Genomic DNA, 24,903 nt, shown 5'->3' with positions numbered 1-24,903 from the left:
AGATGTTCAGGAAACTGCTCATTGTCTTCGCCAGCGCCGCGATCCTCTCGGTCGTCGCCTTCACCGGGGCCTGGGTCGTCGGTGGCGAGGACTTCCGCCGCGAATTCACGCAAAACGACGGCTGGCACTGGGATATCGGTGATGAGGACGAGGATCTCGGCCCCATCGAGACCCGTGCCTTCGCGCTCGCCTCGGGCTCGCACATCGCCATGGAAGTGCCTGTCGACCTCAGCTTTACCCGCGGCGAAAAGGCCGGGATGACGGTCAAGGGTCCCGCACAGGTGCTCAAGCGCCTGACCTGGGAGAACGGCCGCCTCAAGCTCACCGGCAAGCAGGGCCACTGGCGCCATGGCCTCAAGGTAGTGATCACCGCGCCCGAGATCCGCAACCTCGATCTCGACGCGCCCGGAGACGTGACGCTCGTCGGTCTCGACCAGGAGCAGTTCACGCTCACGTCGAACGGCGCGATCGACCTCGAGGCCGAGGGCAAGGTGCGCAAGGTCTTCGTTACAGCCAACGGTGCGGGCGACATCGACCTTGGCAAGGTCGTGGGCGAGGATGCCACGGTGCGCGTCGATGGCGCGGGCGACGTGACCATGGGGCCGAGCCGTCTCGCCGACATCAAGATCAATGGCGTGGGCAACCTCACGCTGGTGCGCAAGCCCGAGATCCTGCGCAGCGAGATCAACGGCATCGGCTCGGTCAAGCACGACTATTCCGAGGGCGATGCGAGCGCCGCCAGCGTCAAGATGTGATGCTCGCACCCAAAGGTGCGTTTATGAAATGAAAGGCCGCAGCTCCCGAACGGAGCTGCGGCCTTTCCTGTTCTGGGTGGCAGCCTCTGGCGGCGTCAGCTGACCGGCGGATCGATCGCCGGCACCGCGCCTACGGGCGCCACCGGGTCGCCGGGCGCGCGCGGGGGAAGCGCGTTCTCCGGCACTTCCTTTATCAGCATGTCGGTGGTCGCCACGTCCTCGAGGTTGCGTGCGTTGACGCGGATCTCGTCGCCCTCGATGACGATCTCGTTGAAGCTGGGCGGGGTCGAGCGCAGGCGGTGCGACAAGGTGCCCGCCCCGATCATGCGCAAGGGTCCGCCGCTCGTGGTGACGGTCATGTCGAAGGGATCGTGGATATGGCCCGAGAGGATCGCATCGATCCCGCGACCGGCGAGCGCGGCCATCGTCTTCGTACCGTTGATCGTGAGCAGCTTGTTGTCGCGCTCGCGCCGCTCGGTCAGCGGATGGTGCGCGGCGACGAGGATGCGCGTGCCCGCAGGCTGGGCATCGATCGCGGCCAGCGTCTCGTCGAGCGCACCCTGCGTGACCCAGCCGTTCGACCAGGGAAAGCGCTGCCACTGCGCGCGGGTCGTGGTCTTGAGCGGGATGATCGCGAGGCGTGGCAGGTCGAGTTCGGCCTCGATCAGATCCTCGATCGCGTGGAAGCGGCGATAAGGCTGGAAGAAGCGCTCAAACAGGTTGAAGTAGGGAATGTCGTGATTGCCGATCTCGACCGTGACCGGCACGTCGAGCGCGCGGATCCACGCACAGGCGGCATCGAATTCGCCGTGGCGCGCGCGCATCGTCAGGTCGCCGGTGATCGCGACCGCATCGGGCTTCTCGCGCGCGATGCACTCCTCGACCCAGGCGAGCGCGCGCCGGTCTTCCAGTCCGAAGTGAATGTCGCTCAGGTGGAACAGCTTGAGCGTACGGTCATCCATGCAGGCTACCTTGGTCTTGCAGCGTCTAGGCTAGGTTACGCTGGTCGAGACGAGATCGACCTCGCAGCGGGCGATGTGGAAGACTTCTTCCGCTTCGCCATCGAACGGTTCACCGTCGATCAGCAGGCCCATCGGCTCGCCCGCCGGGCACACCAGCCGGATGCGGCGGTGGTGGCCCAGCGCATCGTGCGGACCCTCGCGGAAATCGCGGTTGAGCAGGGCAATGCCCTGTCCGGCGAAGTCGGCCAGCGATTCGGCATAGTAGCCTCTCGCGACGAGGTCATGGTCATGCGGGTTCACGGTGATCGCGGCATAGCCTTCCTCGCGTCCGCAGTCGACCTCGGCGCAAACGACCTTGGGACCATTGGTGGAATAGCTGATCGCCTGGCGCGTGGAGGCGACGAATTCGACCACGTCGATCGCGCGCATCGCCTCGCGTACCTCGTTCCATACGGTGCCGGGCCCCGCGAGGATTCCGGTCAGGGCCTCGCCGTGACGCGAGCGCGCGACAGGCGTGCGTACGCATCGGCCATCGCCATGGGCGACCCGCGCGATGATGTCGGTGGCAGGCACGTCGCCGTGCAGGCGCTTGGACAGCAGGTTCATGGTTCCGCCGGGCAGGACCAGGATCGCTCCGTCCCAGCCGTAGAGCCCGGTCACGACCGCATGGGTCGTGCCATCGCCGCCGAAGGTAACGACAAGGCTCACGTTCTCGCGCTCCAGTTCGGCCGCCGTCGGCACGTCCTGGTCGGGGAAGAGTCCGGTTCGCACGAGGACCAGACCGGCGTCCTCCAGACCTTGGCGCACTTGCGCCTGCGAGCGTTCGTCGTTGCTCCCGCTCGCAGCGTTGCACACGAGGACAGCGCGCGCACCGGCGAGCTGGAGGGAAGGGCGCCCGGCCCGCGATGGCGCGTCGCCAGACTGCGCCTCTTGCTTGTCTGCCTGTTCCATGTCCGGAAAAACCGGGGGCAGGCGGCTCGGTTCCCGTCCTTCCTCGTCAGACCCGGCCCGAGAAGATCAGCCAGGCAGCGAGCCCGTTCATCAGCGAGTAGACGAGGTAGAGCATGGCCCAACCGAACGAGCCGGAAACGACCATGATCATCGCGCCCAGCAACATCACGAACTCGACGATCAGGCTGAGTCGTCCCCCCAACGGCTGGAAAAGCCAGGGCACCTGACCAAGCATGGGGTGGCCGCTTTCAAGCACGGCCTTGTGTGCTGCGAAGTTGAGCACGCCCAAGCAGAAGATGACGAGAAGTCCTATGATCACACCTGCACCATAGCGTTGGCGTCACGGACAGACCAGTCACTCGAATCGCTAGGGTCAATCAAGTCGAGGGTCACAAAAGAGTCACGGGTTTCTGCGGAGTTTGCAGAAGTCGTTGGTCGACTACAAATGTCGTTCGTCAGCGACGTGACCCTTTCGTCGATGGCTTGTGACGTGAAATCGAGACCGGGGTGAAGCGATCCGGATTCGGGGGCAGGAAAGACTCATCGAGCCGGTCACCCCCCCAGGAACACCGACCAGGCTCACCACTAGGAGGAAGCCACGATGTTCAAGAAGACCGCACCGCTCGCCGCCGCCATGTTCGGCCTCATCGCCACCGCCGGCATCGCTGCCCCGGCCCAGGCCCAGGAAAAGATGCTGGTCGATTATACCGACCTCGATCTCACCACCGCCGATGGCCAGAAGACCCTCGAACGCCGCCTCGTCAAGGCCGCTCGCAAGGTCTGCAAGATGGACGAGCACGGCCCCAATTCGCTGATCCCCGCGACGTCCTCGCGCACCTGCTATCGCAATGCCACCGAGAAGGCGCAGGGCCAGATGGCAGTCGTGATCGAGAATGCCGAACAGTACAGCCGCCTTGGCGGCTGACCCTGGGGCGCCAATCACCAGGTCCCTAAAAAATAACCCGGAAAAACAGACTGGGCGGAGTGTTTCGGCACTCCGCCCATCTTTTTGCGTGTGCACGCGCGATGGCAGCGAGACACCTCGCCATCCGCTAGCACAGCAGTAGCGCAGTGTCGGGAGATCAGCGTCCCGCCATCTTCTTGACCGCAGGCAGATAAGTGCGCCCGATGCGCAGCGCCTCGCCCTCGCTGGTCTCGATCGACCACACGCCCAGTCCCTCATGCTTGAGGCCGGTCACGTGGTCGCGGCGCAGGATGTGGCTGCGGTGGATACGGATGAACTGCTCGGGATCGAGCTTTTCCTGAAGGGAGCTGATGGTCTGCAGCAAGAGGTAGCTCTGCGAGCCGACGTGCAGGCGCACGTAGTCGCGCTCGGCGTCGATCCGGCTGACCTCGCTCGCGGGCACGCGCACCAGCTCGGAGCGGTGCGGGACCCAGAATTCCTCGAGCCATTCGCTCGGGCTGGCGCTGCGTTCGCCGCGCCGGGCGACGACGCGCCCGATGGCGCGTTCGAGGCGGTCGGGCGAGACCGGCTTGAGCACGTAGTCGATCGCGTCGAGATCGAAGGCCTCGACCGCGAATTCGTCATGGGCAGTGACGAAGATCACCGCCGGCGGGTTGGCCCTGCCGGCAAGTCGCCGCGCGACGGTCAGGCCGTCGGTCTCGGGCATGGTGAGATCGAGCAGCAGCAGGTCGGGCGCCAGCGCCTCGCTGAGCCTCAGCGCCGCTTCGCCGTCGCTTGCGGTACCGACCACCGAAACCGCCTCGATGCGCGAGCAGATCACCTGCATGCGTTCGACCGCGAGCGGTTCGTCATCGACGATCAGCGTGCGCAGCGGCGCGCCGGACTTGTCCTCGGCATTGGTCGCTTCAGCCACGCGCCGTCTCCAGCGGCATGCGCAGAACCGTCGCGAAACCGCCATCGGGACGTTCGCCGAAGCCCAGTTCGGCGCGGTCGCCATACCGTGCCCGCAAGCGGTCGCGCACGTTGCCAAGGCCGATGCCGCAGCCATCCGCCTTGTTGGCGGGAACGCCCGGTCCATCGTCGCTGACGGTGACGAGGAGCATGTCGTCCTCGCGCCTTGCGGTCAGTTCGATGGTCACGGGCCGCTGCGTGACGGCAACGGCATACTTGACCGAGTTCTCGACGAGGGGCTGCAAGATCATGCCCGGCACCATCGCATCGGAGACGTCATCGTCAATGTCGATTTTGGTCTGCAATCGATTGGGGAAGCGCACCGCCTCGATCGAGAGATACAGCTCCTGCATCGCCACCTCGTCGAGCAGCGGCATGTCGTTGGTCGGGTCGCCCGAGAGCGTTCGGCGGTAGAAGTTCGAGAGTGTCTGGATCATCGTTTCCGCCGCTTCCTGCTTGCCGGTCATGACCAGCGCGGAGAGCGAGTTGAGCGTGTTGAACAGGAAGTGCGGATTGACCTGGTAGCGCAGCGAGCGCAGTTCGGCGGCCTCGGCGGCGCGGCGATATTCGCTTTCGCGCCGTTCGGCTGCGCGCGCTTCCTCGGCCTTGGCGAGCGCGAAGTAGACCGCGGCCCAGGCGAGCACGAGGAAATAGCGCCCGAAAGTGGTGTCGGCCATCGCCGCCCAGCGTCCGAACATCTTGTTGCCGTCTGCGCCGCTCGAGCGGATCGTGATCCCCGAGCGGTCCGTTGAGGTGGTCGTAGCGCTTGTTGCCGGAGGGGCGGGCGGCTCGGGCGCCGAAGTCTCGTCGCTTCCCGGCTCACTGGCATCATCGCGGGTGGCTCGCGGCGGGGCGGGGACCACGGGCGCGATGTTGCGGTCGGAATCGGGCAGGTCGACAAGGATGTTGCCGGCCTCGTCCTGCATGATACGCACGGTGCCTGCCTCCTGCTGCGCGCGGCCCTCGCCCGCCGACTTTCGGCTGGCCTTCATGGCGATGCCGATGTCGGAGAAGACCATGGTGTTGATCATGCTCAGCACCATCGCCAGAGGCAGGGCGCCGACCAGGACGATGGCAAGGCGAACGCCGTTCGACTTGCGGTCGAGCATCTGCATCAATGGCCAGACTGCGGCCATGACCATCATCGAGAGCAGGCAGATCGTCAGCCGGCGCGAGATCATCGGCCAGGCGAACTCGAGCCCCCAGAAGGCGCCGCGCAAGGTTGCGACGATGAAATAGCATGCCCACAGCGCCGCCAGCGAGAGCAGCACCATGCGCGCGGGGACCCTTGGGTTTTCGGTAAGGCTGGCCATGCAGGCCGATGCATAGCGTCAAAACGCGCTGGTGCGCCAGAGCCCCGGTCGGGCGGGGTGTGTCATTCGTCGAGCGGGCCAGATGCGTGCGATCGCAGGGAAAAAGGCGAGCGGTACGAGAAAGGGGGCGGTGCCGGCCTTCGCCTGCACCGCCCCCTTCGCGATCAGCCTTGTCGCAAGGCGGCTCAGTCGGCGAGCAGGCCTTCCTTGGCGATCTTTTCGCGCCACACCAGCGGGGCGAGCTGGTGGACGTTCTTGCCTTCGGAATCGACGGCTACGGTCACCGGCATGTCCTCGACGGTGAATTCGTAGATCGCTTCCATGCCAAGGTCCTCGAAGCCGACGACCTTGGCTTCCTTGATGGCACGGCTGACAAGGTAGGCAGCGCCGCCCACTGCCATGAGGTAGGACGATTCGTGCTTGGCGATCGATTCGGTCGCTGCCGGGCCGCGCTCGGCCTTGCCGACGCAGGCGAGCAGGCCCTGCTCGAGCATGGTGTCCATGAACTTGTCCATGCGCGTCGCGGTGGTCGGGCCAGCCGGGCCGACGACTTCTTCACGCACCGGATCGACCGGGCCGACGTAGTAGATCACGCGGCCCTTGAAATCGACGGGCAGTTCCTCGCCCTTGGCCAGCATGTCCTGGATGCGCTTGTGCGCCGCATCGCGTCCGGTCAGCATCTTGCCGTTGAGCAGCAGACGGTCGCCCTGCTTCCAGCTCTTCACGTCCTCGGGGGTGAGGGTGTCGAGATCGACGCGGATGGCTTCCTTGCTCGGCTTCCACTCGACCTTGGGCCAGTCGGCGAGGTTGGGCTTCTCGAGGTACTTGGGCCCCGAACCGTCGAGCGTGAAGTGCGCGTGGCGGGTCGCGGCGCAGTTGGGGATCATCGCGACGGGCTTGTTCGCCGCGTGGCACGGCCAGTCGAGAATCTTGACGTCGAGGATGGTGGCGAGGCCGCCGAGGCCCTGCGCGCCGATACCCATTGCGTTGACCTTGTCGAAGATTTCGATGCGCAGCGCCTCGATGTCGTTCTGCGGGCCGCGCGCCTTGAGCTGGCCCATGTCGATCGGGTCCATCAGGCTCTGCTTGGCGAGCTTGACGCAGTGCTCGGCCGTGCCGCCGATGCCGATGCCCAGCATGCCCGGCGGACACCAGCCCGCGCCCATCTGCGGGATCATCTCGAGCACCCAGTCGACGATGTTGTCGCTCGGGTTCATCATCTTGAACTTGGACTTGGCTTCCGAACCGCCGCCCTTGGCCGCGACGTCGACCGAGACCTTGTCGCCCGGGACCATCGAGACCGAGAGCACCGAAGGCGTGTTGTCCTTGGTGTTGCGGCGGGTGAAGGCAGGATCGGCCAGCACCGAGGCGCGCAGCTTGTTTTCCTTGTTGCCGTAAGCGCGGCGTACGCCCTCATCGACCACTTCCTGCAAGGAGCGGTCGCTCTCGAGGCGGCAGTTCTGGCCCCACTCGACGAACACGTTGACGATGCCGGTGTCCTGGCAGATCGGGCGGTGGCCCTCGGCGCACATGCGCGAATTGGTGAGGATCTGCGCGATGGCGTCCTTCGCGGCGGGGCCCTGCTCGGCCTCGTAGGCCTCGCCCAGCGCGCGGATGTAGTCCATCGGGTGGTAGTAGCTGATATACTGGAGGGCGTCGGCGACACTTTCGATCAGGTCGTCTTCGCGGATGGTCACCATTTCTGCCATGGAAAGTGCGCTCCCGGTTGTGCGGATAACGAATTGCGCCAACCCCATAGGCCCGGGTCCCCTGATCGTCAAAGCGTCAAGCAGCATCGACGAGTGTCTCGTCAAAGCGCTTGGCCTGTCCCGCGCCTTGTCCTAGAAGACGGCCAGATTGCTGAACGACTTGTGCACGGCCACCTGCCCGCAAGGCGGTCCGGCACCACTGCTTGAGGAACTGCGAAGATGACCTTGACCGAGGAACGGTCCGCCCCTGTCGTCAACGAGGCACGCCGTGCCATGATCGTCAGCCAGCTGCGCACCAGCGGCGTGAACGAGCCCTGGGTGCTCGGCGCGATGGCTGCCGTTGCCCGCGAGGACTACGTCGCGGCGGACTGGAAGCAGGCTGCCTACATCGACCGTGCGGTGCCCGCAGCCACCGGCGGCTTCCTCGCCGCGCCGCTGTTCTACGGCCGCGCGCTGAGCGAGGCGGCACCGGGTCCCAAGGACAAGGTCGTGCTCGTTGGTGACGCGCAGGGCTACTTCGCGGCGCTGCTGCGCGGTCTCGTCGGCTCGCTCGAGACCGTGGGCCTTGCCGATGCCGCTGCCGGTTCGGCCAATCTCGAAGGCTGCACGCTGCTGGTCATCGACGGCGCGGTCGAGGCTCTGCCCGAGACCCTGCTCGCCAGCGTTCCCGAAGGCTGCCGCATCGTCACCGGCGAAGTGCTGCGCGGCGTGACCCGCCTCGCGGTCGGCCGCAAGACCGCGGGCGTCGTTTCGCTGCTTCCGGTCGGCGAGATGGGCATCCCGGTGCTCCCCGAATTCGCCGCACCCAAGCGCTGGAGCTTCTGAGCATGACCCGGTCCGCACCATGGCGTGCCGGGTTGATGACGGGCGTCGGGCTGCTGTGCCTGGGGAGTGTCACTCCGGCCAGGGCGGACACGCTGCGCGACGCGCTCGTCCAGGCCTATACCAGCAACCCGACGATCGAAGGCGCCCGCGCCCAGCAGCGCGGGATCGACGAGGGCGTGCCGATCGCCCGCGCGCCGGGCCTGCCCAGCGCTTCGGTCGATGGCTCCTACACCGAATTCGTGGTTCAGAGCCGCACCTCGTTCACCGCGCCTGAAAGGCTGATCTCGGCCGGTGCCGACCTCGGCGTCCCGGTCTATTCGGGCGGCGCAGTGAAGAATGCGGTCAAGGCCGCCAAGATCCGCGTCGAGGCCGGACAGGCCGACCTGCGCGCGACCGAGAGCTCGCTGTTCTCCAATGTCGTCGCCGCCTACATGGACGTGATCCGCGCCGAGGCGCTGGTCGGGCTCAACCGCAAGAACGTGGCGGTGCTCGAGGTCAACCTTCAGGCGACCAGCGACCGCTTCGAGATTGGCGACGTGACCCGCACCGACGTCGCGCAGTCGCAGTCGCGTCTGGCTCTGGCGCGCAGCAATGCCCGTAGCGCCGAGGCGGACCTCGTCGCCGCGCGCGAGACGTACATCCGGCTGGTCGGCAAGGCGCCCGAGGCGCTAGCGCCGCCGCCGCCGCTGCCCAACCTTCCCGAGACACCCGACGATGCCGTGCGCATCGCGCTCGACAAGAACCCCGACCTCATCGCCTCGCGCGAGCGGACCCGCGCCGCGGAGAAGGACATCGACGTCGCCGGGGCGAGCCGTCTGCCGACCGTGAGCCTCTACGCCACCGGCAGCTACAGCAACTATCTCGACACGCTGGGCGGTATCAGCTCGGCGCAGTTCCCGCAGACCGACCGTTCGGCACAGGCCGGCGCGCAGATCACCATTCCGCTGTTCCAGGGCGGTCGTCCCGCAGCCCAGCGTCGCCAGGCGCAGGCGCAGGCGCAGGCGACCATGGAGCAGGAAATCGCGGTCGAACGCCAGGTCATCGCACAGGTCCGCTCGGCCTATACCGCCTGGGTCGCGGCGCAGGACCTGATCGAATCCTCGCAGATCGCGGTCGACGCCAGCGATCTCAGCCTCGAGGGCGTGCGCGCGGAGAACTCGGTCGGCAACCGCACCATTCTCGACATCCTCAATGCCGAGCAGGAATACCTCAACGCCCAGACCGAGCTGGTGACCGCGCGGCGCAATGCCTATGTCGCGGGCTTCACGCTGCTCGCCGCGATGGGCCGCGCCGAGGCGCGCGACCTCAACCTCGATGCCGATCTGCTCTACGATCCCGAGGTCAATTACGAGCGCGTGCGCGGCAAGTTCTTCGACTGGGACGACGATCCGGCACCTGTGCCACAGTCGACGCGCACCGTTGACACACCGTCCCAGGATGGGAACATTCAGAACTGACTAGGGCCTGCTCCGACTCGGGGCAGGTCTTTCACGTGCCAAAGTTGGCGGTGCAGCACTGCGGGCAAGTCGCCCCCTGCTTCGTCTCAGGCCACTCCAGGCGGGGGTAATTGTGGGATTTCAAGGGGGTATGGGAATGCGACAGAACGGTGAACCGTCAGTCGAGGAGATCCTCCAGTCGATCAAGCACGTGATCGCGCGCGACACCCGCGACGCGGTGCGCAACTCGCTTTCCGACAAGCCTCGCGCCGAGGCGACCCGCGAGGTGCCCTCGAACGAGACCGCGCCGCTCGATTCCACCCCTGCCTTCCGTCCGCTTGACTATGACGCGGATGGGCTGGGCGAGGACATCCTCGACCTCGCGCAGGAAGCCGAGGTCTCGGCACAGGAGGAAGTGGACGAAAGGACGGCGCAGGACATGGCGATGCAGGATCACGATGGCGAGGACGAGCGCGACGAGCCTTCGCTGATCCAGCCCCGGATGCGTGCCTCGATGCGCGATTCGCTGGCCGCACTCGCGATGCTCTCCGAGCCCGGGGCCGCACCCAAGATCGTGCGCTCGGGCGAGACCTCGCTCGAAGACCTCACCCGCGAACTGCTGCGCCCGGCGCTGACCGAGTGGCTCGAGGCCAACCTGCCCCAGCTGGTCGAGCGCATGGTCGCCGCCGAGATCGCGCGGATCGTCGGCAAGAAGGGCTGAGCATCGTGTAGCCGCCGGCCCGCTTCGAAGGCGAGCGGCACCGATCAGGTCACAGGGAGGGGTGGACGTCGGTCCGCCCGCTTCCTACCTTCGCTTCATGCCCAAGCCTGATCCCGCGCTGCTAGACCCGGCGCGCTACCCGTTTTCCTGCGACATCGAACCGCGCTTCGGCGACCAGGACCTCAATCGACACCTCAACAACGTCGCGATCGCCTCGTTCATCGAGGATGCCCGCGTGCGCTTCTATCATGCCAACGGTTTTCGCGCGCACATCCGCGATCTCAACGTGATGATCGTGAGCGTGGCGATCGAGTACCTTGGACAGGCGCACTACCCCGGCGCGATCACCATTCACTGCGCGGTCGAGAAGATCGGGCGCAGCAGCCTCACGCTGGTGCAGGTGCTGCGTCAGGGCGAGACGCTTGTCGGCTTCGCACGCAGCGTGATGGTGGCGGTCGATCCGCAAGGTGCGGTTCAGCCCGTGCCGCAGGTCTTCGACGGCTGGATGCTGCGCTCGTGAGCGCGGGCAAGAAGGAGATCGAGGCTGCCGCTGCGGCGCTCGCCAAGGCCGGTGGCAATGGCATCCATCGCCATATCTTCATTTGCGCCGAACCGCAGAAGGGCGAGTGTTGTTCGCCCGAGAAAGGTGCGGCAGCCTGGAAGTATCTGAAAAAGCGCCTCAAGCAGCTTGGACTCGACGGGCGTGGCGGCGTTGCGCGAACCAAGGCGGACTGCCTGCGCATCTGCTTTGCCGGACCCGTTGCGGTCGTCTGGCCCGATGGCGTTTGGTACCACTCATGCACCGAGGAGGTGCTCGAGAAGATCATCCAGCAGCACCTCGTCGGTGGCCAGCCGGTCGAGGAATTCCGCCTGCGGCCAAGGCAGGACTGAACCGCTCCCAACGCCGGAATGATCAGCGCTGCGCGTCGTCGTCTTCGAGCGGATCGACGATGGTCTCGTCGTGACCTGTCCCGCTGGACAGGAAAACCAGCCCCATCAGCGCCGAGGCGAGGAGCATGGTGAACCCGATGCCCAGCGCGGTGGCGATGTAGAAGTGGATCGAGACCATCCCGTTCGAGCGGTAGAGCAGGTAGATCGCGATGGCGACGAGGGTGACCGTGAGCAGCATCATCCAGCGCATGATGCGCAGGTAGCGCGCCCAGGCGTGCGCGGCCTTGTGTGGATCGTCGAGGGGGGAACGCGGTATCATCGTTGCCCCCATGTGCGCCTTCGTCCGGTGCCGCGCAAGGGGCAGTCCGCAACCTCAGGGCCTCAGAACTGCGCGCGCAGCCCGAGCGTCCAGCGACGCGGTGCACCCGGACCGTAGGCACGCGGGTCGCTTGCCTCGGGGGCCTCTGCGAGCGCGACTTCGTCGATCTCGGCAAAGGTGCCGAAGGTCGCGTAGTCGCGGTCGAACAGGTTGCGCACTTCGCCGAAGAGCGAAATCGCGCCGCCCAGCTGCGTGCTCGCGCGCAGGTTGACGAGGACATAGCCCGGCACCTTGGGCGTAAGCCCCGCCTCGTCGCCGACCAGCCGCTGGCCCGAACGCGCGATCAGATCCCCGCCGAGGTCGAGGCGGTGGCTGGCGAGGACGATACCGTAGTCGATGCTCAGCGTGGCGCTGTGGCGGGGTATGCCGGGAATGGCATCTCCCTGCGAGACCTCGATCGTTCCTGCATCGCTTGCTTGCGGGTTCGACGGGCTCGAGAGCGTCGCGGGTGCGCCGAAGGTCGCATCGGTAAAGGCGTAGCTCGCGGAAATGCGGGTTGTGGCAGTGTTTGCGGCGAAGGAGGCCTCGATGCCCTGCCTGCGGGTCCGCTCGATATTGCGGAAATAGGCGCGGCCGCGGATCGCCGAGGCGACGTGGACGATGTCGTCGCGGTTGCGCGTGCGCCATGCCGAAAGCTGCCAGTTCCAGTGCCAGCCTGCGCTGCCACCGCTGCCGCTCGCCCCCAGTTCCCAGCCATGCGCGACGACTTGCTTGAGCGGCGGGTCGGCGACGAAGAAGTTGGCGAGGCTGCAAGGCGCCTCCTCGTCGGCGCAGGAAAGTTCGGCCGGTGTCGGCACGCGGTTGGTCTGGGCATAGCCTGCGCGAAGCGTCAGCGCTGGCGAGACCTGCCAGTCCAGCTCGATTCCGGGGTTGAGCTTGTCGAAGCGGTGGTCGCCGTTGAGCGCGGTGCCGATCCGGTCGCGCATGCGCACCCGCGCGTGGTTGTAGCGCAGGCCGATTTCGGCGGTGAGGTCCGCGCCGAGGGGGAGGCTTTCCGCGACGAAGAGCCCGATGTAGCGCGTGCGCGCGGTGAGTGAGACCGGCGCGATCGCGCCGTCGGCCTGGATGATCTGCGGGCCGAGACCCTCGACGCTGCGCAGCGGTGTGAACGCGCCCAGTTCGGTGCTGCTGGCAAAGTCGCTGGTGCCGGTGTCGATACTCATGCCCAGCGCCAGCCGGTTGGTACCTGCCCCCAGCGTGCGCTCGTCGATGACCTGCGCGAGCAGGCCCATCGAGCGGCTGTGCAAGGCGCCCCGGTTGAGCACGCCGTAAGCGCCATCGTCCAGCAGCTCGGGGATCGGTGCACCGGCTGCGTCGGTCAGCACGCTGGCTTCGTCGTCATCGTCCGATCCGAGGCAGAGCAGGCCCGCATCTGCGGGTTCCTCGCAGTCCTCGATATCGGCGATGTCGCCGTTGACGCTGCGGGCCCGCAGGCGCTGGCGGTAGAGCGTCGCCTCGATGCGGGTTTCCTCGCTGAGCGCGACCCATGGGTGGAGGCTGATCCGCCCGTAGCGGCTGGTAGAGCGGTCGGGCCAGCTCAGTACGGCAGCGCGACGTGCCGCAAGCAGCTCGACCGGGGCGACGCCATTGCCGGTGAGATCGGTGTCGGCCCCGATCAGCTTGACGTGGAGGCCTGCTGTCTGCGTGTCGTAGCCAAGGTCGAGGTAGCCATTGACCAGCCGCGAGGGACTGAAATCGCGCCAGCCGGTCTCTCGGCGTGACTGGAAGGCGGCGAAATAGCTGAAATCGCCAGCAGTGCCGCCCGCTGAAAGCGAGACCTCGCGCTCGCCGTAGCTGCCGATCGAGAGCGCTGCATCCATGCCGGGGGCCGAGCGTCCGGTCGCGGTCTCGAGCACGAGCGTGCCGCCCAGCGCATTGAGCCCGAGCGCGGGGCTGGCATCGCGCAGCGCGACCGATTGCAGCGCTGCCTCGGGTATGAGGTCGAAGCCGATGGTGTCGCCGAAGGGCTGGTTGAAGCGCGCACCGTCGAGGTAGGCGGCGAGCCCTTGCGCCTGTCCCTGTAGCGGCGAGGCGGTGAAGCCGCGGTAGACGAGGTTGGGTTGCCACGGATTGCCCTGCGCATCCTGCAGGCTGACCCCGGCGATGGACCGGGTGAGGCTGGCGAGCAGGTCCGGGCTTCCGCTGAGCAGGATGTCTGCGCGCGAGAGCGTGTGGGCATCGTCGATGTCGAAGCTGCCGCCCGGGGCTGTCACCACGATTGCGCCGGGAAGCTGTGCGCTGTCACTGGCGCCATCGGCATCTGCCACGAGCGGGGGAGGCATGATCGCGGCGTCGTCACTCGCGAATGCGGGGCTGAAGCTCAGTCCTGCTGTGCCCAGCGTTGCCAGGCTGGCCGCCCACGCGCGCCGCATCTTGATCTCCCTCGTCCCCGAATAACCGGTCATTCCGGCCTTTACGCTGCCGGTTCAGCCTCTCCTTGTGGAGGAGGAGGGCGGCATCGCAATGGGACTAAGGGTCAATGAGGAAGGTCAGGCCATCCAGGGCGGGACGCCGCGCCGGTTGCGCAGCCCCGCGAACCAGCCCGAGAGGCCGTAGCCCAGCTGGCGGAAGGCGCCGCGCCGGCCATAACGGGCAAATAGCAGCGCCAGCGAATTGGCTGCGGCGAGCGGAAGTTTGCCCGGCGTGGTGTCGCGCACGACGTTGAGCTTGTTACGCTCGTCGAGGTAGATCGGCATCTTGGGGCGCGAACGATGGGCATCGCCCGAGCCGGTAGTGCCGCCCTGGTCGTGGCAGACCAGCGAATCGGGCGCGAAACCCAGCTTGAGGCCTGCCTGCACCGCGCGCAGGCACCATTCGACTTCCTCGCAATAGAGGAAATAGTCCTCGCGCATGAGCCCGACCTTGTCGACGAAGGCGCGGCCGATCAGCATCGAGGCGCCGAGCAGGTAATTGGTGCGCGCTTCGACCTGCGCTGCGTCGGGCTTGTGGTCCAGTGTCTCGCCACTGCCGATAGAGACTGCGCGTGCGGCAGAGGAACGCCAGTGCCCGCCATAGGCCTGGATGCGACCCTTGGGGTTGTGCAGTACGCCGCCCACCGCGGCGACGTCACCGCGTTCGAGACGCGCGACAAGCGCGGCAAGCGCGCCGGGCGCGGGCACGGTGTCGGGGTTGACCACCCACCAGGCATCGGCTTCGGGCGCGGCCTTCATGCAGACGTTGACCCCGCCCGCATAACCAAGGTTGCCGGGGGCGAGAATCGTCTGCACGCGCTGGCCGCCGGGCAGGGCGGCAGGTACCGCGCGCTCGAGTTCGGCATAGGCCTCGGGCCCGCCGTTCTCGCAAATCACGACGTCGAAATCGGTGTGGGTGCCCTTTGCCAGGGCATCGAGGCAGCCGACGATCTCGTCGGCATTGCGGAACGCCACGATGGCGATCGAAACGTGCATCAAGAAACCTTCTTTCCAAGCGCGAGGCCGAGCGAATCAACCATGCGCCAGCTGCGGATCGCCACCAGCGTGCCCAGCGCGCGGGCCTTGTTGCCCAGGCCGGGGACTTGTCCGCTGGTCAGGACCTTGGGGGTATGGGCGAGGATCGAGGCGGGCAGCGCGAAGGCGCGCACCGCCCACTTGGCGCGACCAAGTCGCTTGCCGAGGTACAGGCCATAAGTCTCGGCATTGATGCGATGCCACTTGCGGCGCAATTCGGACCAGTTGGCGCGCGCGGGATGGCCGACGATGGCATCGCCGGCATAGCCGATGCGGTAACCGGCATCGCGTGCGCGGTGGCACCACTCGAGGTCTTCGGAGACCCCGGTGCGAAATTCGCCGACCTTGTCGAACAGCGCACGGGTGCAGAACAGGTTGGCCGTGACGGTGAAGGCCTTGTCCACGACGTAGCTTCGGTTGTCGAAGGCGAAGACGCGCTCGAAGCCCTCGGCGCCGCTCATGTGCGCGGGGTCGGACACGCTCACGGTCATCTGTCCGCCGACAAAATCATGCTTGTCGAGCGCGGCGACACCGGCCTTGAGCCAGCCGGGTTCCGGGACGCAGTCGCAGTCGGTGAAGGCGAGGATGCGCCCGCGCGACTGCGCGACGCCGACGTTGCGCGCAGGGCCAGCGCCCTTGCGGCTGGCGAAGACCAGCCGCGCGCGCCCGGCGATCGCCGCCAGCACCGCAGTCTCGCCGCTGGGGGACATGTTGTCGGAAACGACGATCTCGTAGTCGAGATCGCCTTCCTGTCGCACCAGGGCGTCGAGACAGGCCGAGAGGCGATCCAGGTCTTCGTAATGCGGGACGATGACGCTGATCAGCGGCGAGGGCGCGGCCCCGTCTCCTGTCGTGCCACCTGGCGCGGATTCGTCATGCGGACCGGGAAGGGGAGGCTGGCCGCTCGCTTCGTTCATGCCTTGCGGCCTCGCGAACTGGTCCATTCGCGCAGGCTGGCTGCGGTCGGATGGTAGACGAGCTCGCGGTTTTCCTTGACCAGCGCGCGCAGTTCGGGCGGATCGAGTTCCCACCAGCGGCTGGCCTCGAGCGCCTCGATGAGATCGGGCGTGAAGCGGTCGCGCAGCTTGCGTGCCGGGTTGCCCGCGACGATGGCGTAGGCGGGCACGTCCTTGGTGACCACCGCGCCTGCGCCGACCACCGCGCCGCGGCCGATGTTCTTGCAGCCGGGCAGGATCATCACGTTGTGGCCGATCCACACGTCGTCGCCGATGTCGAGCACGTCATCCCAGTGGATGTCGGTATCGACCACCCCGAACTTGCGTTCGTAGAGCGCGGGATGCGTGGTCATCGCATCGACCGGGTGGTTGATCGGGGCCGAACGCACGGTGCTCGCGATCGAGCAGTAGCGCCCGATCCGGATCGGGCCGGGCATGCGCCACTGGTCGAAGCAGCCGTAGGACTGCATCCCGACATCGATCCGGTATCGTTCGCGGAAATAGGCGCGCAGCGCTGTGTTGTCGTGTTGTCGTCGACGCCACAGGCGCAGGCGGACGTGCTCGGTCACCTTCGAGACAATGCCCAAGTTCGGTACTCCGCGAATTCGTATCAGGCGCCGCAGCGCATCAGCCGATCATGACCATCGGCTTGGCGGTGGGGCTGGAGTTCTGCTCGAACTGTGACTGGCTCAGGCGCATCCAGATATAGGCGGGCGCACCTTCCTCGCAGAACTCGTAAGTGCCGTCGGCGGGATCTCCGACCGGCGCCACGAGGTTGGCCGGAGCTGCGGTTTCGGTGATGATGCGCTTGTTTTCGAGCGCCTTGTCCGAGAACTCGCCGTTGGGCTGCGTCTCGAGGCGACCGCCCTTGGACATCGCGACACAGGCGAGAGTACCCAGGTCGACGCCGCTGCCCTTGGCGAAGATGCGGTCGACGGACTTGACCGTCTTCTCGGTGATGCGCTGCTCGATTTCCTCGACGGCCAGGCGCACGGCCTCGGCGACGTCGCTGGCCTCGATCTCGCGCGCGTCACGGTCGATCGCGTGCATCGCGGCATGCTGGCCGATCAGGCTGACGAGATAGGGCGAGCCGTTGGCGATCACGGTGACGAGGTCGACTGCCTGATCCTGGAAGGTCATGCCGCTGGCATCCTCGCCGATCGAGAGCAGCTCGCGTGCTTCCTCTGCGTTCATCGGCGGGACGCGCAGGCCGATGATGTTGCGGCGGATCGAGGGAATGTGCTCGATCAGTTCGTCGAGGTTGCTGGCGACGCCGGCGATCACGAACTGGACGCGGATCGAGCGGTCGGACAGGTTCTTGATCAGCTCGGCGATCGAACGGCGGAACGCGCCGTGCGGGCTGCGGTCGAACTCGTCGAGCACGATCAGCAGGCGTGTGCCCGAAAGGCGTGCGAAGACGTCGCACAGCTGGTTGGCGCTGACCATGCTGGAGGGCAGCAGGCTGGCAATCGACTTGCCTTCCTCGATCTCGGCATCGGTCGGATCGTAATCCGCATGATAGAGCAGCGGGATCGATTCCGCGATCGAGTGGACCAGCGAGTTGAAGTCGGTCTCCTCGCCGCACGAGACGTAGCGCACGAGGTACTGCGCGTCCTCGGCGAGCTGGGTCATGACGTGGAGAAGCGAGGTCTTGCCGATGCCGCGTTCACCGAAGAGCACCGTGTGCAGGCGCTGGTCCTCGATCGAGCGGATCAGCGTGTTGAGCACTTCGGTGCGCCCCGCGAAATTGCGGGTGTTCGAGACCGGTTGCGAAGGGGTCAGCGTGTCGCGCAGACGCATGCGAATGCGTTCTACCGGGCCGCCGCGCACGCCGCGCAGCTCGTCGGTGGCCGAACCGTGGAAGCGGGGAAGAAATGCTTTCCTGCCGAGCTTGGCCGGCGGGGAAGCAAAATCTGCCGTCGAGAACGTAGAGGGAGAATAATCTTCCCGTACCGGTTGTCCGGAAAAAAGTCGCTTAAACCAACTCACATCTTTCTCCATTCACGTGCGCGGCACGGTAATGCGGAGATTGGTAACATGCCATAGGAGGAGGCCTGGTGACGACCCCTTAATCCGACAAACTTGCTGCAGTGCGGTATCAAATTGAGACGCCCCGCTGCAAATTCGCTGCCCCACATGCCTTGACCCCGGGCGGTCCGCTCGATCCTTCCGAAAACGAGACTGTCATCGATTGCCGCGTGTAGCGTCAGCGATGCCAGATCTCGGAGAAATTTCAGCTGGTTCGAACGGCCTCGATCAATCCCGTCTCCACGTCCCATCCCGAATGCTTGCTGCGCGCTTTGGTTCCACGGCGGGGGCGCGCCCTGATCCGGGAGCCAAGAATCCGTCTCCCGCCGTCTGGGCAGAATATGCGGTTCTAACCTTAGCTTTTCTTTAACGATGGGCCCGTAGTTAAAAATGCACGCTTCGTCCGATTGTTGGGCTTGCCGAAACGGGATGGATTGAAATTATGGGTCTTGCAGCAAGAATTCAGATCGACGATCGCTTTGGTGAACGTCGCGAGGTCGCGATCCCCGGCACGATCCGCAAGGAAGCGGCGCCGATCGACGTCGAGATCGAGAACCTCTCGATCACCGGCTTTCGTGCGACGCTCGGTTCCGAGCTCCATGAGGGCGATTCCATTACCATCGGCGCAGCATGGATGGGACGCCGAGCGGCAAGCGTCGTGTGGGCCAAGCACCCCAGCTATGGTTTCGTGTTCGACCAGCCCCTGACCGAGGCCGAGTTCGCCTCTGCCGACGCGGTCAGCAATGTCCAGCCGATCGGGACCGCTCCGCTGCCGGCGATGAGCCCGCGTCTCGATCCCAATGCCCGCCCCCCGCGTGGCGGCATGGCCAAGTCGCTCGCAATGGCGACTGCCAGCGTTCTGATCGCGGTCGGCGAGGGACTTCGCAAGCGCTCCAAGTAAAGGGCGCCGGGACCGGGGAGGAATACACCTCCCGGCCTGGGCGAGGTGTCGGGCAAGACGGCATCTTTCATTCCCTGGCCTTGTCTCTGTTCCTTCAGATGATCATGCAAGAAGGCCCCCTCTGCGCGCAGAGGGGGCCTTCTTGCATTGAGCGCCTCGACTGACGGGTACCTTGGCAGGCGAGTGCCTGTGTCGACGGGGGAATGGAACCTATCTGGCCGGCATCAGGGAGACTGGCGTTGCGCAGTGTGGCCAACGCCGGGACGCGTCGCGCTCAGGCTGCCTCGGCCTCGGGCTCGTCGACTTCCAGTACCCGCTTGCGGTTGTAGGCGACCAGCACCGGCACATCGAGGTCGGATAGGTCGTCGGTGCCGCGAACCCGGCGGTTGAGCAGTTCGATCAGGACCGAGATCTGCACGCCAAGGATAAGGCCGATGGCAAGCGCCAGAACGGCGATGATCTTCATGCGCGGGCTGATCGGTGCCTTGGGCAGTTCGACCGGGCCGACGGCCTCGAGCCCGGTATAGTCCGAGGCGAGTTCCTGTTGGATATCCGCAGCGCGTGCGGTGATGATCCTGCCGTGCTGCGTGAGAACCGAAATCTCGCTGGCGATGCGGCTGGCGCCGTCCAGCGCATTGCGCTGCGCCAGAATGCGGGCGGTCTGTGCCGAGAATGCCGTAGCCGAGCCGGGCGCCTCGCGGACCGCACCGTCGTTTGCAGAAGCCTGCGCTGCGCGTGCTGCGAGCGCATTGCGCTGGGCAACCAGGGCGATGACCTGCGGGTGATTGGGGCCAAGCTGCTGCGTGGCCAGTGCGAGCGCAGAGTTCACCCGTGCCAGCTGGCCCATGTTGACCGGAGCGCGGCGACGCTCGGGGTTCTTGGCGCCACGTGGCATGCGCACGCTGCCGGTCAGGGCGCGCATGCCCAGTTCGAGGCTGTTGGTATTGTCATCGAAGAGGTGCACGCCGTGCTTCTTCTCGAATTCGCGCTTGCGGCGCGTGGCGTCGTCGAGCGCGCTGGTCAGACGGGCGCCGGCGCGCTGTAGCGTTTCGAGCTCGTCGCGATCGCTGCGATGCTTCATCTCGAGCAAGCGGTCGAGGTAGACCTGACGCACGGTCTCGGCGCCCTTCGCGGCGGCCTGCGGCGTGCCCGCGTAGAAACGGATGTCGAATTCGGGAACTTCACGATCCCACTGCACGATGGTCTGGTCCGCGACGGTCTGCGAACCGCGGCGCAGGCTGCTGAGGTATTGCGGGTTTTGGGTGTCGCCGCCGGGCGGTGCCATGACATAGCCGAGGCGCTGGGCGACCGGGTCGGTGATGATCGAATCGGAGATGATCTCGTTCTGCGTATCGGCAAAGCGCGAGACGACCGTGCGCGGCTGGAAGCGACGCGTTACCGGGTCGGGGCTGAGATAGTCGGCGCGCACGCGCGCGATGCCCTCGTACGACTTGGGCAACCGATCCGCGACGAACAGCGCCGCCGACACGCAGGTCAGCGCCGAAAGCGCGATCGTGGGCCAGTGTGCCTTGCAGATGCGGGGCAGGTTCAAACCAAACATCGTACTCGTCCCCAGGCTGTCTGCATGATCCGACCTTTGGTGCGCGCGGCCGTGCACGGATCGGATGTGGCTATTGAATAAGTCGAGGGCGCAGGTCCGCGCAAGCTCAAGTCGTGATCCTGTCGAGAAACGGCACACGTTTGAAAATGATCCGCTTCACCAGGATCGGGCCGAACATGCCGGCGGGCCACATCAGCGCGACGTAGAGCAGGAATGCAGGGCCGTCCCACGACATGAACCGGTCGAGCACGAACTTGGTCGCGAACAGGAACAGCGTGTTGAGCAGGTAGATCACGAAGCTGTACTCGCCGACCCACTCCATGGCGGCATTGAAACGCGGCCAGTTGCGTCGGCAAAGCCCGTGCAGCACCGCCAGCGAGGCAAGGCCGCAAGACAGGATCGAAATGTAGTAGACCTGCAGCCAGCGGGTTATCACGAGGATGAGCGCGAAGACGAGGATCGCCGAAAGCAGGTGCCTGTCGGTGAGCGCGTTCCAGCGCTCCTGGTCCGCCGCGATCGCGCCGCCGACGAAGAAGAAGCCGCCGTAGATGCACAGGCGGTTGATGTAGAGCAGGTCGAGCCCCGGCATCGTCACCAGCGGCATCAGCGGAATGAATACCAGAGCGATGAGTGCGGGCGACGGCACGATCGGGCGCAGGATCACTGCAAGCACGATCAGCTCGAACAGCACCGCGACGTACCACAGGAACTGCGCCGGGCTCTCCTTGGTGTGGATGGCGAGGCTGTCCCCGACATAGCCCAGCAGCCTGGGGGCAAGCGCGGGCCACTGCGCCGGATCGGTTATTCCCTGGGCCTGGCCGGTGAAGACGAAGCTGGCTGCGATCAGCGCGCCGCCGAAGAGCACGAAGGGCGTAAGCAGGCGCCAGGCGCGCTGGCCGATGAAGCGCAGCGGTGCCTTCTGTGCCTTGGCATCGCTACCGGTGTAATAGAACAGGAAGCCGCTGACGAACAGGAAGAAGGGCATGTGGAAAGCGTAGATCGCCGTTCGCATGGTCACGAACCATTCCCCGCCGGCGGGCGGTGGGCCGTTGAGCATGTGCCCGAAGACCACGAGGATGATGCCGAGTCCCTTGCACCGGGTCAGGTCGTCGAGCCGGGGCCGGCGTGCAGGCATGGCAGTCGTGGTCATCTTGGCGGGGATCTCTGTCACGGGAGCTGCCGGATTGTTTTTTTGCCGGCCAAAGTGGCCCATTTTGGCTATCAATCCCGCCTTTGCGTTTCAAGTTCTATCGGTTACATCGACGGCATAAGCCATGAAAGTGCCCTGCTGTTCCGATCAGCTTGGCAATGCTGGATCTTTTCAGAACGCGGGACGATATCCTCTCGCCCATTTCCTGCGCGATGACAGAAGGACGGTCATGACAAGCCTGGACGCAGTTGCCGCAAAGTCGCCCGCGCGATCCTTCACGATCTCGACCTACCACCCGCCCGAGCATGGCTGGCGCGGTCAACTGCTGATCAAGCTTGCGATCATCGCCGGTGTGGCGCTGGTCGGGGCAAGCATCGGGGGGCTGCCGCTCAACCTGATCATCGTGCCGCTGCTCCCGGTGGTGCTGCTGACCCTCGCGATCGTGTGGGTCCTTCCGGAAAACCGCAATCCGCCGACGCGGCTGATGGGCGTGATGTTCTTCTGGTACACGGTCTCGATCATCCTATGGCCCTATTACCTGGCGATCCAGGTTCCGGGCCTGCCCCTGATCGAGATCAGGCGTATCTTCCTGGCCCTCTCGATCGTCCTGTTTCTGATCTGCTACTCCTCCTCGCGCGCATTTCGCGAGGAGCTCAAGGCGGCAGCGCTGACCTGCAAGACCGAGATGAAGCTGTTCTGGGCCTTCATGGGCTTCATGCTTGCGGCAGTGCCCTTCTCGGTGGACATCGGCACGGCCCTGCCGAACTTCGTCAAGTACCAGATCGGCTGGACCGCACCGTTCCTGATCTCGATCTACATCATGATCCGGGCGGGCAACCTGCGCCTCTTCGCCAACGTGATCCGCATTTCTGCGGTGGTGCTCGCGGTTATCGGCTTCTTCGAATACCGCAACCAGGGCATCTTGTGGGCAAACCACATCCCCTCGTTCCTCAAGGTCAGCGATCCGGCGATGATCAACCTGCTGGAGCCGGTCTTCCGCTCGGGCGAATATCGCGTCACCGGGCCCTTCTCGGTCTCGCTGTCCTATGCCGAGTTCATGGCGATGGCGATGCCGTTCTTCATCCACTACATCATGGAGGGCAAGAACTTCTGGCTGCGCGCGCTGGCTGTCATTGCCCACCTCGCGATCTTCGGTGCGATCCTGCTGACCCGCGCGCGCGTCGGTCTGGTCGGCACGTTTGCGGCGCACGGTATCTACTTCGCTGCCTGGACCTACCGCAAGTGGCGCCAGGAGCGTAACAACATGCTCGCCTCGGTGCTGCTTTTCGTCACGCCCGTGGCCCTGGCCCTTGCGGTGGCGACGATCTATGCCGTCCCCGCACTGCGTATCGCGACCTTCGGCGGCGGTGCCCAGTCGGCGAGTACCAACAGCCGCTGGGAACAGGTCGAGAGCGCCATCCCGCACATCGCGCAGCGTCCGATCATCGGTTACGGCCCCGGCAAGAGCGCCAGCGTGCTGGGCTATCGCAACCCGATCGGCGAACTCTCGATCGATAGCTACGTGCTGGCCGGTGCGCTCGACTATGGTGCGCTGGGCTTTGCGGTGATGGTGGCGATGTATGCGATGTTCGTGGTGAGAGGCTTCAGGGTCGGTCAGGCCGGACACGGTGAACTGACCAACGCGATCCCCGCGGCTACGGGGATAGCCGTGTGGATGTTCATCAAGATCGCGCTTGCGCAGGAAGACAACGTCTCGATCCTCTACATCTACATGGGGATCATCGTTGCCGTGGCCTATCGCCTCAAGCTGGAAATGGACGGGGCTCAAAAGGACAAGCCGGCCAGCCCCCCTGCGGCGACGTCGCGCTGATCATCGGGTCGCGCTCGCAAGGTCCGGACGGGCCAGGGGGCTGGACTGGTCCTTGGTGACCGTCTGCAAATACGCTGATGTCGACTTTTGCGGCAATTGGCTCTCTCGCCCAGCCGTAGCCCCAGCACCAAAGTCTGGGACGATCAGGCTGGGAGAGGAGCGCCGTCGCTGCGAAGATGCCCCATCAGGGTATCTTGCGATCGACCGCTTAGCGGGTTTCGCTCGCTGACGTGTTCTCGACCTCGACCGATGCCTTGCGCAGTTCGGAAGGGCGCTTGCCGTTCACGTTGCCCTCGACCGTGCAGTCGGTGCAGCGAATGGCGCGCACGATGACGTGCCACTTGGCATCGGGCGGAGTTACCGCCGTATTGTTGCTGATGTCGCAGTTTCGGCAATCGTAGACGGCGACGCCGTTGGGATAGTAGCCGGTCACCCAGTTGTCGCGGAAGACGAGACGGTCGAAACCACCGTCGTCGACGCCGTCGCGCACGTGGTTGAAGGCCGTGAACCCTTGCATGTTGCCGTCCGAGCGGTTGCGCAGCAGCGTGACGTCCTTGGTCGTCCCGCCGCGCTTGGGGTCGGACCACAGCTGGATGCAGTCGGGGTGGGCCTTGCCGGTGTTGAAGCGCGCGCAGGACGAATCGACGATCGTCACGTGCTGCGAGGCCGCGACGTTGATGCCGTCGATGCGCATCTCGGTGATCCGGGCCTTGCTCACCGATACGTTCTGCGAGCGCGAGATGACCAGTCCGCGAGGCGCGGCTGTCAGCGAGACATCGGAAATATTGACGTTCTTGCTGAGATGGACATGCATCGCATAGCCCTTCTCGATATGGCCGAAGTCGCCGCCGGTGACGTTGACGCCCTGCGACTTCACGATCTTGAGGGTGCCGTGCGTACCCGGCTGGGCCCGGATGGTGACCGGCTTGGCCCAGGTGTGCCCCTTGATGAGAATCTCGCCGTAGTCCTTGGCCTCCAGCTCGATGACTTCGCCGTCCTTGGCCCGTGCGATCACCTGCTCGATCGTGGTCGGTGCGGCGAAGCTCGCCGCCGCGGAGACGAGCCTGCCCGGAACCGCGCTCACCCGTTCTGTGCCGAGAGCGAGAACGCCGATGCCGAGCGCGACTGCGCCAGCCCCTGCGAGGATCATCGTCGTGCGGTAACGAAAGCGCGTGGCCATGCAGTCTCCTGAGTCTCGTTCGAAGGCGTCAG

At 65.7% G+C, this 24,903-nt stretch carries 24 protein-coding genes; 9 read left to right on the top strand and 15 right to left on the bottom strand.

Annotation, left to right across the window (positions count from 1 at the left end; translation table 11 throughout):
* Positions 1 to 2: 2 nt before the first annotated feature.
* The gene (locus I5E68_RS00180) at positions 3 to 755 is read left to right on the top strand and encodes a GIN domain-containing protein (RefSeq protein ID WP_197159690.1); all 753 of its coding nucleotides are present in this window, start codon (positions 3 to 5) and stop codon (positions 753 to 755) included.
* 95 nt (positions 756 to 850) lie between these two features.
* On the opposite strand, the gene I5E68_RS00175 is transcribed toward I5E68_RS00180, so the two are convergent.
* The 3 genes from I5E68_RS00175 to I5E68_RS00165 are packed head-to-tail and all read right to left on the bottom strand — an operon-like array spanning position 851 to position 2,987.
* Positions 851 to 1,717, bottom strand: coding sequence for a metallophosphoesterase family protein (locus tag I5E68_RS00175; protein WP_197159689.1), 867 nt, complete (start codon positions 1,715 to 1,717; stop codon positions 851 to 853).
* Between the two features lie 30 nt (positions 1,718 to 1,747).
* On the bottom strand, positions 1,748 to 2,668 hold the full coding sequence (locus I5E68_RS00170) for a diacylglycerol/lipid kinase family protein (RefSeq protein WP_197159688.1): 921 nt from the start codon (positions 2,666 to 2,668) through the stop codon (positions 1,748 to 1,750).
* Positions 2,669 to 2,714: 46 nt separating this feature from the next.
* The gene (locus tag I5E68_RS00165; RefSeq protein ID WP_323982038.1) at positions 2,715 to 2,987 is read right to left on the bottom strand and encodes a hypothetical protein; all 273 of its coding nucleotides are present in this window, start codon (positions 2,985 to 2,987) and stop codon (positions 2,715 to 2,717) included.
* A 282-nt stretch (positions 2,988 to 3,269) separates the two neighbouring features.
* Between I5E68_RS00165 and I5E68_RS00160 the strand changes: the two genes are divergently transcribed.
* Positions 3,270 to 3,593: a UrcA family protein gene (locus I5E68_RS00160; RefSeq protein WP_197159687.1), complete on the top strand. Its 324-nt coding sequence runs from the start codon at positions 3,270 to 3,272 to the stop codon at positions 3,591 to 3,593.
* Between the two features lie 157 nt (positions 3,594 to 3,750).
* On the opposite strand, the gene I5E68_RS00155 is transcribed toward I5E68_RS00160, so the two are convergent.
* The 3 genes from I5E68_RS00155 to I5E68_RS00145 all read right to left on the bottom strand — a co-directional run bounded on the left by I5E68_RS00155 (position 3,751) and on the right by I5E68_RS00145 (position 7,566).
* Complete coding sequence (locus tag I5E68_RS00155) at positions 3,751 to 4,506, bottom strand: LytR/AlgR family response regulator transcription factor (protein ID WP_323982037.1); 756 nt, start codon at positions 4,504 to 4,506, stop codon at positions 3,751 to 3,753.
* Entirely contained in the window at positions 4,499 to 5,857 is a 1,359-nt protein-coding gene (locus I5E68_RS00150) for a sensor histidine kinase (RefSeq protein ID WP_197159684.1), read from the bottom strand. Before I5E68_RS00150 ends, I5E68_RS00155 begins: the two co-directional genes overlap by 8 nt.
* A gap of 185 nt (positions 5,858 to 6,042) precedes the next feature.
* Complete coding sequence (locus tag I5E68_RS00145) at positions 6,043 to 7,566, bottom strand: fumarate hydratase (protein WP_197159683.1); 1,524 nt, start codon at positions 7,564 to 7,566, stop codon at positions 6,043 to 6,045.
* A 219-nt stretch (positions 7,567 to 7,785) separates the two neighbouring features.
* On the opposite strand from I5E68_RS00145, the gene I5E68_RS00140 reads away from it, so the two are divergent.
* From I5E68_RS00140 to I5E68_RS00120, 5 genes are all read left to right on the top strand, one after another.
* Positions 7,786 to 8,391: a protein-L-isoaspartate O-methyltransferase family protein gene (locus I5E68_RS00140; RefSeq protein ID WP_197159682.1), complete on the top strand. Its 606-nt coding sequence runs from the start codon at positions 7,786 to 7,788 to the stop codon at positions 8,389 to 8,391.
* Positions 8,392 to 8,393: 2 nt separating this feature from the next.
* The gene (locus I5E68_RS00135; RefSeq protein ID WP_197159681.1) at positions 8,394 to 9,848 is read left to right on the top strand and encodes a TolC family outer membrane protein; all 1,455 of its coding nucleotides are present in this window, start codon (positions 8,394 to 8,396) and stop codon (positions 9,846 to 9,848) included.
* A gap of 136 nt (positions 9,849 to 9,984) precedes the next feature.
* Complete coding sequence (locus I5E68_RS00130; RefSeq protein WP_197159680.1) at positions 9,985 to 10,548, top strand: DUF2497 domain-containing protein; 564 nt, start codon at positions 9,985 to 9,987, stop codon at positions 10,546 to 10,548.
* 61 nt (positions 10,549 to 10,609) lie between these two features.
* Positions 10,610 to 11,068 (top strand): acyl-CoA thioesterase, encoded by a 459-nt coding sequence (locus I5E68_RS00125; protein ID WP_323982035.1) that lies wholly within the window; start codon positions 10,610 to 10,612, stop codon positions 11,066 to 11,068.
* The gene (locus I5E68_RS00120; protein WP_197159679.1) at positions 11,065 to 11,439 is read left to right on the top strand and encodes a (2Fe-2S) ferredoxin domain-containing protein; all 375 of its coding nucleotides are present in this window, start codon (positions 11,065 to 11,067) and stop codon (positions 11,437 to 11,439) included. The genes I5E68_RS00125 and I5E68_RS00120 overlap by 4 nt, the downstream gene beginning before the upstream one ends.
* A 22-nt stretch (positions 11,440 to 11,461) precedes the next feature.
* On the opposite strand, the gene I5E68_RS00115 is transcribed toward I5E68_RS00120, so the two are convergent.
* The 6 genes from I5E68_RS00115 to I5E68_RS00090 form a co-directional block, all read right to left on the bottom strand.
* Positions 11,462 to 11,758, bottom strand: a complete 297-nt coding sequence (locus tag I5E68_RS00115) for a hypothetical protein (protein WP_197159677.1) — start codon at positions 11,756 to 11,758, stop codon at positions 11,462 to 11,464.
* A gap of 62 nt (positions 11,759 to 11,820) precedes the next feature.
* Complete coding sequence (locus I5E68_RS00110; protein WP_370463749.1) at positions 11,821 to 14,100, bottom strand: TonB-dependent receptor; 2,280 nt, start codon at positions 14,098 to 14,100, stop codon at positions 11,821 to 11,823.
* Between the two features lie 207 nt (positions 14,101 to 14,307).
* Positions 14,308 to 15,225, bottom strand: a complete 918-nt coding sequence (locus tag I5E68_RS00105; protein ID WP_197159672.1) for a glycosyltransferase family 2 protein — start codon at positions 15,223 to 15,225, stop codon at positions 14,308 to 14,310.
* Positions 15,225 to 16,181, bottom strand: a complete 957-nt coding sequence (locus I5E68_RS00100) for a glycosyltransferase family 2 protein (protein WP_197159671.1) — start codon at positions 16,179 to 16,181, stop codon at positions 15,225 to 15,227. The genes I5E68_RS00105 and I5E68_RS00100 overlap by 1 nt, the downstream gene beginning before the upstream one ends.
* Positions 16,178 to 16,789 (bottom strand): CatB-related O-acetyltransferase, encoded by a 612-nt coding sequence (locus I5E68_RS20325; RefSeq protein ID WP_323982034.1) that lies wholly within the window; start codon positions 16,787 to 16,789, stop codon positions 16,178 to 16,180. Before I5E68_RS20325 ends, I5E68_RS00100 begins: the two co-directional genes overlap by 4 nt.
* A 58-nt stretch (positions 16,790 to 16,847) precedes the next feature.
* Complete coding sequence (locus tag I5E68_RS00090) at positions 16,848 to 18,020, bottom strand: AAA family ATPase (protein WP_197159668.1); 1,173 nt, start codon at positions 18,018 to 18,020, stop codon at positions 16,848 to 16,850.
* A 670-nt stretch (positions 18,021 to 18,690) separates the two neighbouring features.
* Between I5E68_RS00090 and I5E68_RS00085 the strand changes: the two genes are divergently transcribed.
* The gene (locus tag I5E68_RS00085; protein WP_197159666.1) at positions 18,691 to 19,149 is read left to right on the top strand and encodes a hypothetical protein; all 459 of its coding nucleotides are present in this window, start codon (positions 18,691 to 18,693) and stop codon (positions 19,147 to 19,149) included.
* A gap of 274 nt (positions 19,150 to 19,423) precedes the next feature.
* On the opposite strand, the gene I5E68_RS00080 is transcribed toward I5E68_RS00085, so the two are convergent.
* Both I5E68_RS00080 and I5E68_RS00075 read right to left on the bottom strand, forming a co-directional pair.
* The gene (locus tag I5E68_RS00080) at positions 19,424 to 20,710 is read right to left on the bottom strand and encodes a GumC domain-containing protein (RefSeq protein WP_197159665.1); all 1,287 of its coding nucleotides are present in this window, start codon (positions 20,708 to 20,710) and stop codon (positions 19,424 to 19,426) included.
* Between the two features lie 106 nt (positions 20,711 to 20,816).
* Positions 20,817 to 21,881 carry an acyltransferase family protein gene (locus I5E68_RS00075; RefSeq protein WP_197159664.1) on the bottom strand — a complete coding sequence of 355 codons (1,065 nt, stop codon included), beginning with the start codon at positions 21,879 to 21,881 and terminating at the stop codon, positions 20,817 to 20,819.
* Positions 21,882 to 22,089: 208 nt separating this feature from the next.
* On the opposite strand from I5E68_RS00075, the gene I5E68_RS00070 reads away from it, so the two are divergent.
* The gene (locus tag I5E68_RS00070) at positions 22,090 to 23,691 is read left to right on the top strand and encodes an O-antigen ligase family protein (RefSeq protein WP_197159663.1); all 1,602 of its coding nucleotides are present in this window, start codon (positions 22,090 to 22,092) and stop codon (positions 23,689 to 23,691) included.
* Between the two features lie 208 nt (positions 23,692 to 23,899).
* Here the strand turns inward: I5E68_RS00070 and I5E68_RS00065 are convergent, their stop codons facing one another.
* On the bottom strand, positions 23,900 to 24,871 hold the full coding sequence (locus I5E68_RS00065) for a right-handed parallel beta-helix repeat-containing protein (protein WP_197159662.1): 972 nt from the start codon (positions 24,869 to 24,871) through the stop codon (positions 23,900 to 23,902).
* Positions 24,872 to 24,903: the final 32 nt, after the last annotated feature.

The sequence above is a fragment of the Novosphingobium aureum genome (assembly GCF_015865035.1).
Taxonomy (GTDB): Bacteria; Pseudomonadota; Alphaproteobacteria; order Sphingomonadales; family Sphingomonadaceae; genus Novosphingobium; species Novosphingobium aureum.
Note: the sequence above shows the minus strand (reverse complement) of the source record. Positions and strands in the feature narration are given on the sequence as shown.

Coding starts and splice junctions, on each gene's coding strand:
- I5E68_RS00175 (WP_197159689.1), bottom strand. CDS start 1,717: ATGGATGACCGTACGCTCAAGCTGTTCCACCTGAGCGACATTCACTTC.
- I5E68_RS00170 (WP_197159688.1), bottom strand. CDS start 2,668: ATGGAACAGGCAGACAAGCAAGAGGCGCAGTCTGGCGACGCGCCATCG.
- I5E68_RS00090 (WP_197159668.1), bottom strand. CDS start 18,020: ATGCGTCTGCGCGACACGCTGACCCCTTCGCAACCGGTCTCGAACACC.
- I5E68_RS00135 (WP_197159681.1), top strand. CDS start 8,394: ATGACCCGGTCCGCACCATGGCGTGCCGGGTTGATGACGGGCGTCGGG.
- I5E68_RS00080 (WP_197159665.1), bottom strand. CDS start 20,710: ATGTTTGGTTTGAACCTGCCCCGCATCTGCAAGGCACACTGGCCCACG.
- I5E68_RS00070 (WP_197159663.1), top strand. CDS start 22,090: ATGACAAGCCTGGACGCAGTTGCCGCAAAGTCGCCCGCGCGATCCTTC.
- I5E68_RS00085 (WP_197159666.1), top strand. CDS start 18,691: ATGGGTCTTGCAGCAAGAATTCAGATCGACGATCGCTTTGGTGAACGT.
- I5E68_RS00065 (WP_197159662.1), bottom strand. CDS start 24,871: ATGGCCACGCGCTTTCGTTACCGCACGACGATGATCCTCGCAGGGGCT.
- I5E68_RS00140 (WP_197159682.1), top strand. CDS start 7,786: ATGACCTTGACCGAGGAACGGTCCGCCCCTGTCGTCAACGAGGCACGC.
- I5E68_RS00150 (WP_197159684.1), bottom strand. CDS start 5,857: ATGGCCAGCCTTACCGAAAACCCAAGGGTCCCCGCGCGCATGGTGCTG.
- I5E68_RS00180 (WP_197159690.1), top strand. CDS start 3: ATGTTCAGGAAACTGCTCATTGTCTTCGCCAGCGCCGCGATCCTCTCG.
- I5E68_RS00115 (WP_197159677.1), bottom strand. CDS start 11,758: ATGATACCGCGTTCCCCCCTCGACGATCCACACAAGGCCGCGCACGCC.
- I5E68_RS00100 (WP_197159671.1), bottom strand. CDS start 16,181: ATGAACGAAGCGAGCGGCCAGCCTCCCCTTCCCGGTCCGCATGACGAA.
- I5E68_RS00110 (WP_370463749.1), bottom strand. CDS start 14,100: ATGCCTCCCCCGCTCGTGGCAGATGCCGATGGCGCCAGTGACAGCGCA.
- I5E68_RS00105 (WP_197159672.1), bottom strand. CDS start 15,225: ATGCACGTTTCGATCGCCATCGTGGCGTTCCGCAATGCCGACGAGATC.
- I5E68_RS00160 (WP_197159687.1), top strand. CDS start 3,270: ATGTTCAAGAAGACCGCACCGCTCGCCGCCGCCATGTTCGGCCTCATC.
- I5E68_RS00130 (WP_197159680.1), top strand. CDS start 9,985: ATGCGACAGAACGGTGAACCGTCAGTCGAGGAGATCCTCCAGTCGATC.
- I5E68_RS00145 (WP_197159683.1), bottom strand. CDS start 7,566: ATGGCAGAAATGGTGACCATCCGCGAAGACGACCTGATCGAAAGTGTC.